General features: G+C 69.5%; 11 protein-coding genes. 6 read left to right on the top strand and 5 right to left on the bottom strand.

The annotated features are described in order from the left end of the window. Positions 1-65: 65 nt before the first annotated feature. Positions 66-194 (bottom strand): hypothetical protein, encoded by a 129-nt coding sequence (locus tag EV278_RS24575; RefSeq protein ID WP_279389360.1) that lies wholly within the window; start codon positions 192-194, stop codon positions 66-68. A 171-nt stretch (positions 195-365) separates the two neighbouring features. Here EV278_RS24575 and EV278_RS01855 point away from each other — a divergent pair, with 171 nt between their 5' ends. The 5 genes from EV278_RS01855 (at position 366) to gyrB (ending at position 5,589) form a co-directional block, all read left to right on the top strand. Further along, positions 366-740, top strand: coding sequence for a VOC family protein (locus tag EV278_RS01855; RefSeq protein WP_132086087.1), 375 nt, complete (start codon positions 366-368; stop codon positions 738-740). A 76-nt stretch (positions 741-816) separates the two neighbouring features. After that, complete coding sequence (locus tag EV278_RS01860) at positions 817-1,566, top strand: SDR family NAD(P)-dependent oxidoreductase (RefSeq protein ID WP_132086089.1); 750 nt, start codon at positions 817-819, stop codon at positions 1,564-1,566. 183 nt (positions 1,567-1,749) lie between these two features. Further along, positions 1,750-1,905, top strand: coding sequence for a hypothetical protein (locus tag EV278_RS23875; RefSeq protein ID WP_165916494.1), 156 nt, complete (start codon positions 1,750-1,752; stop codon positions 1,903-1,905). 43 nt (positions 1,906-1,948) lie between these two features. Continuing rightward, positions 1,949-3,112 carry a DNA replication/repair protein RecF gene (gene recF / locus EV278_RS01865; protein ID WP_132086091.1) on the top strand — a complete coding sequence of 388 codons (1,164 nt, stop codon included), beginning with the start codon at positions 1,949-1,951 and terminating at the stop codon, positions 3,110-3,112. Between the two features lie 56 nt (positions 3,113-3,168). After that, entirely contained in the window at positions 3,169-5,589 is a 2,421-nt protein-coding gene (gene gyrB, locus EV278_RS01870) for a DNA topoisomerase (ATP-hydrolyzing) subunit B (RefSeq protein WP_132086310.1), read from the top strand. Between the two features lie 79 nt (positions 5,590-5,668). Here the strand turns inward: gyrB and EV278_RS01875 are convergent, their stop codons facing one another. Both EV278_RS01875 and EV278_RS01880 read right to left on the bottom strand, forming a co-directional pair. Next, positions 5,669-6,223: an RICIN domain-containing protein gene (locus EV278_RS01875; protein ID WP_132086093.1), complete on the bottom strand. Its 555-nt coding sequence runs from the start codon at positions 6,221-6,223 to the stop codon at positions 5,669-5,671. Between the two features lie 120 nt (positions 6,224-6,343). Then, on the bottom strand, positions 6,344-7,360 hold the full coding sequence (locus EV278_RS01880; RefSeq protein ID WP_132086095.1) for a hypothetical protein: 1,017 nt from the start codon (positions 7,358-7,360) through the stop codon (positions 6,344-6,346). 388 nt (positions 7,361-7,748) lie between these two features. On the opposite strand from EV278_RS01880, the gene EV278_RS01885 reads away from it, so the two are divergent. Continuing rightward, positions 7,749-8,711, top strand: a complete 963-nt coding sequence (locus EV278_RS01885) for a bifunctional helix-turn-helix transcriptional regulator/GNAT family N-acetyltransferase (protein ID WP_132086097.1) — start codon at positions 7,749-7,751, stop codon at positions 8,709-8,711. Positions 8,712-8,733: 22 nt separating this feature from the next. Here EV278_RS01885 and ybaK read toward each other — a convergent pair whose 3' ends face one another. Beyond that, the gene (ybaK, locus tag EV278_RS01890) at positions 8,734-9,207 is read right to left on the bottom strand and encodes a Cys-tRNA(Pro) deacylase (RefSeq protein WP_132086099.1); all 474 of its coding nucleotides are present in this window, start codon (positions 9,205-9,207) and stop codon (positions 8,734-8,736) included. Positions 9,208-9,248: 41 nt separating this feature from the next. Then, entirely contained in the window at positions 9,249-11,726 is a 2,478-nt protein-coding gene (locus EV278_RS01895; protein WP_132086101.1) for an exo 1,3/1,4-beta-D-glucan glucohydrolase, read from the bottom strand. Between the last annotated feature and the right edge of the window lie 100 nt (positions 11,727-11,826).

Consider the following 11,826-nt stretch of genomic DNA (forward strand, 5'->3'; position numbering starts at 1 on the left):
GGCCGCGCGATATAGAAATCACGCGGCTACATGACGTTTGCGGAAAACCGACCGCCGCGACAGCCTCACGCCACCCCGAGAATCCGCACCACAAGCCAAAGTCCCCCGCAGATCACCGCCCACCCGGTCGCGATGCCGAGTTCCGGATGGGTCTGCCACCACTGGCGCGACGCGCCCAAAGCCTTGAGTTTCATGTCCCCCTCCCCAGGGTCTGTTACCGCTATTCAGACCATAGAAACCTTGTCATGCAAGCAACTTCCGGTTCCTGCGACGACTTGCGCGCGAACCGGGGCGAAATAGGAGGTCCTTGCCCGTATCGCCTCCCGTGCTAGCCTCCGTTTCATAAGAAGACGGGAGGGGCGGGCATGGCCAGGGTCAGCTACATGACGGTGGGGTCCAACAGGCTGGAGGCGGCCAAGGCGTTCTACGACGCCCTGCTCGGCTCGATCGGCATGACCGGCGTCTACGAGCATCCCTCGGGCGGGCGGCTCTATCGCGGCAAGGGCACGGGCCTGTTCGGGGTGCTGGGCCCCTATGACGGCCAGCCGGCCTGCGTCGGCAACGGCACGATGGGCGGCTTCGACTTCGAGAGCCGCGAGGCGGTCGACGCCTTCCACGCCAAGGCCATCGAACTGGGCGGGACCTGCGAGGGCGGGCCCGGCGAGCGGATGCCCGGGGCCTATTTCGCCTATTTCCGCGATCTGGATGGCAATAAGCTGTGCGGCTACAAGTTCGGCTGACCCCGACCTGATGCCGACCGGGGTCCAAGACCCTATATCCTCGGCCGGCGCTTCCGGCGCCGACGAGGAGCATCCCATGAGCAAGGATTTGAGCGGCCGCGTGGCCCTGGTCACCGGCGCGTCGTCGGGCTTTGGCGAGGCCGTGGCCCTGGGCCTGGCCAGGGTCGGCGCCAAGGTGGCCCTGGCCGCCCGCCGCGAGGACCGCTTGCGCGACCTGGCCGGCCGTATCGAGGCCCTGGGCGGCGAGGCCCTGGTGATCGTCGCGGACTTCACCGACGAGAACGAGGCCCAACGCGCGGTCCGTGAGACCGAGGCCGCCTTCGGCCGGCTCGACATCCTGATCAACAACGCCGGCGTCATGTACCTGGAGCCGGTGGCCACCGCCGACCTCGCCCGCTGGCGGTCGATGCTGGAGCTCAACCTGCTGGGCCTGATCGCCGCCACCCAGGCCGCCCTCCCCGGCATGACCGCCCGCAAGGACGGCCACATCGTCAACATCGCCTCGACCGCCGCCCATATCGCCAATCCGATGGCCGCGGCCTATTCCGCCACCAAGTTCGGCGTGGCCGGCTTCTCCGAGGCGCTGCGCAAGGAGGTCCACAAGGACAACATCCGGGTGACCGTGATCTCCCCCGGCATGGCCGCCACCGAGCTGCGCGACCACATCGCCGTCGCGGCCGTGCAGTCCGCGGTGAACAAGTCGGCCGAGGCCATGCGCCAGCTGACCGCCGAGGACGTCGCCGACGCGATCCTCTACGCCGTCTCCAGGCCCCCGCATGTGATGATCAACGAGATCCTGATGCGCTCGACCGACCAGGAGCGGTAGAGCATTTTACGACGAAGTGGAGACCGGTTCGTCGTCAGAAAATGCGTTAAAACAAATATCTAGAGCCTCGGCCTGACACAGTCAGGTCGGGGCTCTAGGCCGAGGCCCAGATTCCGCCGCCGTCCCAACCCGCCTCCGCCACGATCGAGGCGCACAGCAGATGCGCATCGCAAGGAGCCCGCCATGCGCACCAGCTGGGACCGCATCGCCGCCATCGTCTTCAGCGGAACCGCCTGGGCGCTGGCCCTGGTGGCCGGGCCGCACATGGCCCACGCCCTGCGCCACCCCGCCCGCCTGATGGCTCACGCCGCGATCGGCCGCCGACGCGACCTGGGCTGATCGCCGATTTAGACCTGCGGCCCGAATAGGCTAGAAGGCGCGGGTGAGCCGCGCCGCCCTCCTTTCGCTGACCCTGACCGACTTCCGCTCGTACGAGCGCGCGCGGCTGCGTCCGGAGGGGGCCAGCGTCTATCTGTTCGGAGCCAATGGCGCGGGCAAGACCAACCTGCTGGAGGCCATCAGCCTGCTGTCGCCGGGCAAGGGCCTGCGGGGCGCCGGCCTGACCGAAGTTGGCCGCCGGCTGCCCGGCGAGGCCGGGGGCCGCGCCTGGGCCGTCGCCGCGGAGGCCCAGGCCGGCGACGACGCGCCGGTGCGGCTGGGGACCGGCGTCGAGCTGGCCGGCGCGGCCCGCCGCGTGGTCCGCATCGAGGGCGAGACCGTCCCGCCCGGACGCCTGGCCGACCATGTCCGCCCGATCTGGCTGACCCCGGCCCAGGACCGGCTGTTCCTCGAGGCGGCCGGCGAGCGGCGCAAGTTCTTCGACCGCCTGGTGTTCGCCGGCGAGCCCGACCACGCCCGCCACGCCAACGCCTACGACAAGGCCCAGCGCGAGCGCATGCGCCTGCTGACCGACGCGGCCGAGACCGGCCAGCCGGCTGACGCCATCTGGCTGGCCGCCCTGGAGGCCCGGCTGGGCCAGGCCGGGGCCCTGATGGCGGCGGCCCGGGCCCGGACGCTGAGGGCCCTGCAGGCCGAGATCGACGGCCGCGGCGACCGCCCCTTCCCCCGCGCCCGCCTGACCCTGGCCGGCGAGTGGGAGAGGATGGCGCTGGATGGCGTCGAGACGCCCGAAATCGAGGCCCGGCTGGCCGCCGCCCTGACCGCCGCCCGCCCTCGCGACGGGGCCGCCGGACGCGCCCTGACCGGTCCGCACCGGGGCGATCTGGCCATCCACCACGTCGATAAGGACCGTCCCGCCGCCGAATGTTCGACGGGAGAGCAGAAAGCGCTGATTCTGAACCTGGTTTTGGCCCAGGCCGCGCGACTTTCGCGTGCGAAGGACGCGCCGAATCCTATATTGTTGCTCGACGAAGTCGCCGCGCATCTCGACCTGAAAAGGCGGGCCGCCCTGGCCGACGAAATCACGGCGCTCGGCCTGCAGGCTTTTTTGACAGGCACCGACGAGTCGCTGTTCGACCATCTGAAAGGTCGGGCTCTGGGCGTTCGCGTCAGCGAACTCGGCCTGACCGCATTGGAAGACGTATGACCGAAGAGACCAAGGGCCAGCCCGAAGACCACCTCACCACCGCCGACGGTTCGGAAATGTCGACCCCCGAGGTGATGACCGGCGAGTACGGCGCCGACTCCATCAAGGTGCTCAAGGGCCTGGACGCCGTGCGCAAGCGTCCGGGCATGTACATCGGCGACACCGACGACGGCTCGGGCCTGCACCACATGGTCTACGAGGTGGTCGACAACGCCATCGACGAGGCCCTGGCCGGCCACGCCACCCGGGTGGAGGTGATCCTCAACGCCGACGGCTCGGTGACGGTCACCGACGACGGCCGCGGCATTCCGGTGGGCATCCACGAGGGCGAGGGCGTCAGCGCGGCCGAGGTCATCATGACCCAGCTGCACGCCGGCGGTAAGTTCGACCAGAACAGCTACAAGGTCTCGGGCGGCCTGCATGGCGTGGGCGTCTCGGTGGTCAACGCGCTCAGCGACTGGCTGGAGCTGAAGATCCACCGCGACGGCCACAGCCACCAGATGCGCTTCGAGCGCGGCGACGCAGTGACCTCGCTGAAGGTGACCGGCGACTCGCCCATCCGCGCCGACGGCCCCAAGGCCGGCGAGGTGCTGACCGGCACCGAGGTGACCTTCTTCCCGTCCAAGGACACCTTCGCCTTCATCGAGTTCGACCGGAAGACGCTGGAGCACCGCCTGCGCGAGCTGGCCTTCCTGAACTCGGGCGTGACCATCTGGTTCAAGGACGACCGCGACGCCGAGCCGTGGGTCGAGAAGCTGCACTACGAGGGCGGCATCGAGGCCTTCGTGCGCCACCTCGACAAGGCCAAGACACCGCTGCTGAAGACCCCGATCGTCATCCGCGGCCGCAAGGACAAGGTCGAGCTCGACCTCGCCCTGTGGTGGAACGACAGCTATCACGAGCACATGCTGTGCTTCACCAACAACATCCCGCAGCGGGATGGCGGCACGCACCTGTCGGCGTTCCGCGGCGCGCTGACGCGCATCATCACCGGCTACGCCGAAAGCTCGGGCATCACCAAGAAGGAAAAGGTCAATGTCGGGGGCGAGGACGCCCGCGAAGGCCTGACCTGCGTACTGTCGGTCAAGGTGCCGGACCCCAAGTTCAGCTCGCAGACCAAGGACAAGCTGGTCTCGTCCGAGGTGCGCCCCGCTGTCGAAAGCCTGGTGCAGGAAGGCCTGGCCACCTGGTTCGAGGAACACCCGAATGAGGCCAAGGCCATCGTCGGCAAGATCGCCGAGGCCGCCGCCGCCCGCGAGGCAGCCCGCAAGGCCCGCGAACTGACCCGCCGCAAGAGCGCGCTCGACATCACTTCCTTGCCAGGAAAGCTCGCGGATTGCTCCGAGCGCGACCCGGCCAAGTCGGAGATCTTCATCGTCGAGGGCGACTCGGCCGGCGGCTCGGCCAAGCAGGCCCGCAACCGCGACAACCAGGCCGTCCTGCCCCTGCGCGGCAAGATCCTCAACGTCGAGCGCGCCCGCTTCGACAAGATGCTGTCGTCCGACCAGATCGGCACGCTGATCACCGCCCTGGGGGCCGGCATCGGCCGCGACGACTTCAACCCGGACAAGGTGCGCTACCACAAGATCGTGCTGATGACCGACGCCGACGTCGACGGCGCCCACATCCGCACCCTGCTGCTGACCTTCTTCTATCGCCAGATGCCCGAGCTGATCGAGCGCGGCTACATCTACATCGCCCAGCCGCCGCTCTACAAAGCCGCCAAGGGCAAGTCGTCGCGCTACCTGAAGGACGACGCCGAGATGGACGCCTTCCTGGTCGACGAAGGCGTCGACGGGGCCGAGCTGGACCTGCCGTCGGGCGAGCGCCGCACCGGCCAGGACCTGCTGGCCCTGGTCCAGCTGTGCCGCCAGGCCAAGGGCAACATCGACCGCCTGTCGCAACGCGCCCCCGCCTTCGCCATCGAGCAGGCGGCCCTGGCCGGCCTGTTCGGCGACAAGCCGGACATCGCCGCCGCCGCCAAGCGCCTTGATCTGTATGCGGAGGAAGGCGACGGCCCGTGGTCGGGCGAGCGTGGCGACACCGCCTATGTCTTCACCCGCGTCCGCCGCGGCGTGACCGAAAGCGTGGTTCTGGACGACGGCCTGCTGCACGCCGCCGACGCCCGCCGCCTGGCCGAACGGGCCGGGGCCCTGGCCGACATCTTCTCAGGCTCGGCGGTCTTCCGGCGCAAGGACAGGTCGACCACCGTGCGCGGCCCGCTGGACCTGGTGGGCGCGGTGCTGGACGCCGGCCGCAAGGGCCTGTCGATCCAGCGCTACAAGGGCCTGGGGGAGATGAACCCCGACCAGCTGTGGGAAACCACCCTCGACGTCGAGGCCCGCACCCTGCTGCAGGTCCGCGTCAACCACGCCGACGACGCCGATGACATGTTCAGCCGCCTGATGGGCGACCTGGTCGAGCCCCGCCGGGAATTCATCCAGGAGAACGCGCTGGACGCCGAGGTGGACGTTTAGAACCTTCCCGCTCTTCTTCTCTCCGCTCATCCCGGCGTCGCCAGGGTGGGCGGTGGAATGGGCCGGATCTCGGCCTTGTCTACTCCCCGAGCCGCTGAAGTTTCAGCCGCAGGATCCAGCGGCGAGAGGGGTCGGTGTCGCAGTTGTACTGCAGGCCGGTCACGTTGTTCTCGGTGCTCCGCCCGCCGGCGATCGTCAGGCACTTGTCGGTCTGGACGTTGCGGATCTGATGGAGACCATTGCCGCCGACGTCGGTGATCCGCCAGGTTCGCGACGGGTCGCCATCACAGTTGTACTGCAGGGCCGTGACGTTGTTCTCGGTGGTGCGGCCGCCGGCGATCGTCAGGCACTTTCCCGTTCGCACGTTGCGGATCTGGTAGATGTCGGCGCCCGCCACCTGATTCAGGATCCAGCGCCGCGACGGGTGGCTGTCGCAGTTGAACTGCACGGTGTCGACATTGTTGTCGGTGCTTTCCCCGCCCGCGATGGTCAGACATTTGCCGGTCTGGGCGTTGACGAGCATCACTTCGGCGCCGATCGCGGCGGCCTGGGATACGCCGAAGATGCATAAGGTCGCGATTGCGAACACGATCGACGCCACCGCGTGGGCGGCGACACGACGAAGCCTTGTCATGTCATGGTCCCCTGGGCGCGAGAACCGCCGCGCCGTCGCGTCCCCGATTTCGGACGATCATGTCACCGAGTCCAAATAGTTGCAATTATATATCTCACCACCCTTGCGTTCATGCCCACCTCAATCGTCGGTGAAATAGTCCGCGATCGCCGCGTCCTCCGACTCCAGCTCGAAGTTCGGCGAGCCGGCGCGTTCCAGGGCGTGGCGGATCTGCCAGGCGCTGCGGCCGACATGGATGTTCATGCCCCGCAGTTCCTCGATGATGGCCGCGCGGGTGACATCATCGACCGCCTTGTTGTTCTCCAGCCGCGCCTGATCGAGCCGCCAGCCGAAATAGCTATCCGGCGTCAGCTCGATCACCGCGCCGGGGGCCGGCAGCCATTCGTAGATCGCGCAGCGGCGGTCGACAGCGGCGTCGACATAATTGGCCAGGCAGTTGCGATAGCGGCGCGCGGCGTCGCGAATTGCCGCCACCGTCTCCAGCGGCCGCAGACGCTCCGTACCCGGATGAGGCAGCTTGGGCAGCTCGCGGCGGAAGTCGTCGGCCACCAGGTTGAACAGCGTCTTGGCGTTCGGGGCCCGGGTCCAGACCGCGACCCGTTCGGCCAGGACGGCTTCGGGCAGGCGGCGGGCGAGCAGCGCATGCGCTTCGGCCAGCAGCTTGGCCTGGGCGGCGCTGACCCGCACGGCCGCACCGCCGGCGTCGCGCAGCGGGCGCGGCAAGGTGCCCAGGGTCCGCACCTGCAGCGGGTCGATCCGCTCGGCGTGGCGCAGGGTCTTGGCCGGCTTGGGATCGGCGAGCAGGGCCACGAGGACGCGATAGTCCTCGGCCGCCCAGGCGATCTCGCCCAGCCGCTCCAGCGCCCGGACAAGGCCTTCGGGGGCCGGATCGAGCACCAGGCGCACGGCCTTGCGCAACGGCGCCTCGAGCAGGAGGCCGACATCGACCGATGCGCGGCGGTCGCTTTCCGTCGCCAGCATCAGGCAGATCAGGTGCCGCCGCGCGGTCGGCGCGGTGACGAACGGGGTGTGAGGCGCGGGCCACAACGCGGCCAGCACGTCCGCATAGGCGGGCGCGATCAGGCGCAGCAGGGGCGAGGCGAGCTCGGTCGCCTTGGCCAGAACGAGGGTGGTCATCGATAGCTCCCGGCGACGGCCGGGGCGGCCGTCGCTAGCGGTGGGCGTGTTGCGGACGAAGCGGGCGCGGCTCGCACGACGCGCGCCATCGCACCGGGATCGGTGGCTTGTATGGCTGAGCGGCGTTCAAGGTCATGCGGCGGCGGCTTCTTCCGGAGCGTGGATCGGGAGGCGCTGATCTCATGATCCGAGGCGACGGACAAGCGGGTCGCGACGAGGACGACAACTCAGGGCTCGCCTTGTTGCCGTCCGGACACGGTTCAACGAACGCCGTGCGGGCCGAACGGCGTTGGAGGCGGCGTCGCCCAGCGGTCCACTTCGTGCTTGCCAATTCCTATATATAGCTATGTATATAGCTTGACATGCTTCCTAGCTGACGAGCCTGACCATGACCGCCGACACCCTCGCCGATCTGGGCGTGACCTTCCTGGGCAGCCGGCTCAAGCGCCTAGCCGATCGGCTGCAGGCCGACGCCGCCGCCACGCTCCAGGCGCTGGATCTGCCGATCCAGCCCGCCCAGCAGCAGTTTCTGGCCGTGCTGCGCCGGCAAGGACCGCAGACCGTGGGCGGCGTCGCCCAGCACCTGCGGCTGAGCCAGCCCACGGCCACCCGCGCCATCCAGGCGCTGATCGAGCAGGGCCTGATCGATGTCAGCCGCGAGGGCCGCGACCAGCGCCAGAAGCTGTTGTCGTTGAGCCCGGACGGCCAGGCCCTGATGGACCGGCTGGAGCGCGAGCTATGGCCGAGAGTCGAGGCGGCCGCCGTTTCGCTGTGCGGCGGCCGCCACGCCGCCCTGCTGGGAGAGTTCGCCAGGATCGAAGCCGAACTGGACCGCCGATCGCTGCTGGATCGGGTCATGGCGACGCCCCCCGCCATGAGCGTGCGAGACTTCTCCGACGACCTGACCGAGGCGTTCTACGCGATCAACGCCGCCTGGATCTCGCAAATGTTCTCGCTGGAGGAAAACGACGTCAGGCTGCTGGAAAACCCGCGCGGCCTGATCGTCGACAAGGGCGGGGCGGTGCTGTTCGCCCAGACCCCGGACCTGGGCGTGGTGGGAACCTGCGCGATCATGCGGATGAAGGACGGCTGGTTCGAGCTGACCAAGATGGGTGTGCTGGAGGCCGCACGGGGCCGCAAGGTCGGCGAGTTCCTGCTGGCGGCGGCGATCGAGCGGGCCAAGGCCATGGGCGTGGCCGACCGGCTGTACCTGCTGACCAATCGCAAGTGCGCGGCGGCCATCCACCTCTACGAGAAGCTGGGCTTCCAGCACGACGCCGAGATCATGGCGCTGTTCGGCGGCCGCTACGAACGCTGCGACGTGGCGATGCGGTATCGGCCCGCGTCCTGAATCCGTTGGCCGGAGAGGCGGATCAGGACGACACCTGGGCCGCCGCCGCCTTCAGCACGTCGCGCGCGGCGTTCGGGTCCAGCCGCACCTGCAGGCCGCGCTGGCCGCCATTGATATAGACGTAGGTCTCGGCCAGGGCGTCGGCCTCGATCACCGCCGGCAGCGGCTTGCGCTGGCCGAACGGGCTGATGCCGCCGACCTTGTAGCCGCTGATCCGCTCGGCGTCGGCCGGCTTCATCATCTGGGCCGACTTGCCGCCGACCGCGGCCGCCAGCCTCTTCATCGCCACCTCGCGGTCGGACGGGACGATGACCAGCACCGGCTTGCCGTCGACCAGGGCCATCAGGGTCTTGAGCACCAGGCCGGGGTCCTCGCCCAGGGCCTCGGCGGCGGCCAGGCCGATGCTGTCGGCGTCCGGATCGTAGGTATAGGCGTGGACGGTGAACTCGACCCCGGCCTTGGTCAGGGCGAGGGTGGCGGGCGTGGTGCGGGACATGGCGCGACTATAGCCAAGCCCGCCGGCAACCGGCCAGGGCCCTATTTCGGGCAGACCGCGTCGCCCTCGTTCGAGGCCAGCCGCACCTCGGTCAGCGACAGCGAGAACGGTCCGCTCGCGCCGACCACGAAAGGCGCGGTGACATGGTCCATCTTCGCTCCGGCGGCCTGGAAGCACGACAGCTTGATCTTCACGTCCTGCCATTGGTTCAGCGGCGCTTCCTTGACGGCGGCGGTGACGTCGATCGTCCCCGCGCACGAGGCGTCGTCGGCGCAGCCGATGCTCATCGTCACGGGGCCGGTCGGGGCGGCGTCGATCCGGTAGCGGACCCTCACCGCCATGTCGCCGGTGGTCTGGCGCGACAGGTCCGCCGCCGGACCATGGATGGCCAGCATGCCCTGCCCCGTCCAGGTCGCCTGGCGGGCGTTCTCTTGGGCGCCGGCGTCGATCGCCTTGACCGAACCGGCCCCGACGAAGTCCATCCGCCACGGCGCGGCCACCCGGCCGTCGACGAAATAGCGGTCGACGCTGCCCGCCGCCGCCACCTTGCCCGGATCCTCCGGCAGGACCCCGACCTTGTCCGGCCTGGCGTAGGACAGGCCGTAGCCGTAGGCGAACTGCGGGTCGTAGCCCGGCTGGCCGCGGTTCAGAGGACCCTGGTCGGCCCGCTTGGGCCAGGAGAAGCCGAGCCGGCCCTGGAAGTCGCGCTTGGGCCTGCCGTCCGGACCGGCCACCAGCACGTCGGCGACGCCGCCGCCCTCGCTGCCCGGCAGCCAGGCGGCCACGAACGCGTCCGAGGTGTTGATCTCGGGGTTCACCCACAGCGGACGCCCCGACAGGAACACCGACACCACCGGGATCCCCCGCGCCTTCAGCCGCTTGAGCAGGGCCAGGTCGCGCTTGTCGCCCAGCTGGTAGCCGAGGTGGGTCGCGTCGCCCTGGAACTCGGCATAGGGGTCCTCGCCGAACACCACGATGGCCACGTCCGGCTTGGCGGCGAACTTGCCGTCCGGCGCCAGCTCCGCCTGGCCGCCGGCGGCCTTCACCGCCTGATCGAGGCCGCCCCAGATCGACTGGCCGTGCGGAAAGTCGCCGTTCTTGTTGCCCGTGCCCTGCCAGGTCAGGGTCCAACCGCCCGAGGCCTTGCCGATGTCGTCGGCCGCCCCGGCCACCAGCACCCGAGCCCCCGGCTTGACCGGCAGCACGCCGTCGTTCTTCAGCAAGACCAGCGACTTGGCCACCGCCTCGCGGGCGATGGCGCGGTGCTCGGGCGCGCCCAGGCGATCGAAGCGGCCCTGCACCGTAGGCGCCACCCGCTCGAACAGCCCGGCCTTGACCTTGACCCGCAGGATCCGTCGCACGGCGTCGTCCAGCCGCGCCATCGGGATCTGGCCGGCCTTCACCTGGGCCAGGGTGTTGTCGTACAGGCCCTTCCAGCTGTCGGGGGCCATGTACATGTCGAGCCCGGCGTTGATCGCCTGCGGGCAGCTGGTGTTGGTGCAGCCGGCGAGCTGGCCGTGGGCGTTCCAGTCGCTGACCACGAAGCCCTGGAAGCCCATGCGGCCCTTCAGCACGTCGGTCAGCAGGGTCTTGTTGCCGGTGATCTTCTGGCCGTTCCAGCTGGAGAACGAGGCCATCACCGTCAGGATGCCGGCGTCGATGCTGGGCGGATAGCCCTGGGCGTGGAGGGCGACCAGCTCGGCCTCGGGAATCTGGGCGTCGCCCTGATCCTTGCCCCCTTCGGTGCCGCCGTCGGCCAGGAAGTGCTTGGCCGAGCCGGCGATGTGGCCCGCGCCCAGGGTCTGGCCGGACTTCAGCTCGCCCTGCAGGCCCAGGGTCATGGGGCCGGAATAGGACTTCACCACCTCCGGGTCCTCGGCATAGCCCTCGTAGCTGCGCCCCCAGCGGTCGTCGCGCGGCACGGCCACCGTCGGCCCGAAGGTCCAGTCGCCGCCGGCCGCCGCCACCTCCTCGGCCGTCGCCTGGCCGATGCGGCGGATCAGGGCCGGGTCGCGCATGGCGCCCAGGCCGATGTTGTGCGGGAAGATCGTCGCCCCGACGATGTTGTTGTGGCCGTGCACGGCGTCGATGCCGAACAGGATCGGGATCGGCACGTGACCCGGCCGGGCGGTCAGGGCCTGCTTGCGATAGGCGTCGATCAGGTCGGTCCAAGCCTGGGGCGGGGCGCGGTCGTTGCCGCCGGGCGCCGAGTTGCCGCCGGCCAGGATCGAGCCCAGCGGGTATTTTTCCAGGTCTGCTGGAGTCATCGAGGCGATGTCGCCCTGGATGGTCTGACCGACCTTCTCCTCGACGCTCATCCTGGCCATCAGTTCACTGATGAACGCCTCGGTCTTGGCGTCGGTGATCGCCGCCGGGCTGGCCGCGGCGGGCCACTGGTTCGGATGGGCGGTGCCGGGGCTCGATTGCGCGAGCGTCGATGTCCCCGTCAGGGCGGCCGAAGCGACCACGGTCGAGGCGAGCAGGGCCGAAATCGCCTGGCGACGGGAGCGGACGGTCATTCAACACCTCGGGGAAACAGCCCGGCGACGGCGGGCTGACATTGCGCGGGAAAGAACCGGCGCGACGGGGAGAACGTCGTCGCGCCGGAGTTTCGAGAGC

The organism is Caulobacter sp. BK020, assembly GCF_004342605.1.
In the GTDB taxonomy this organism is placed as follows: domain Bacteria; phylum Pseudomonadota; class Alphaproteobacteria; order Caulobacterales; family Caulobacteraceae; genus Caulobacter.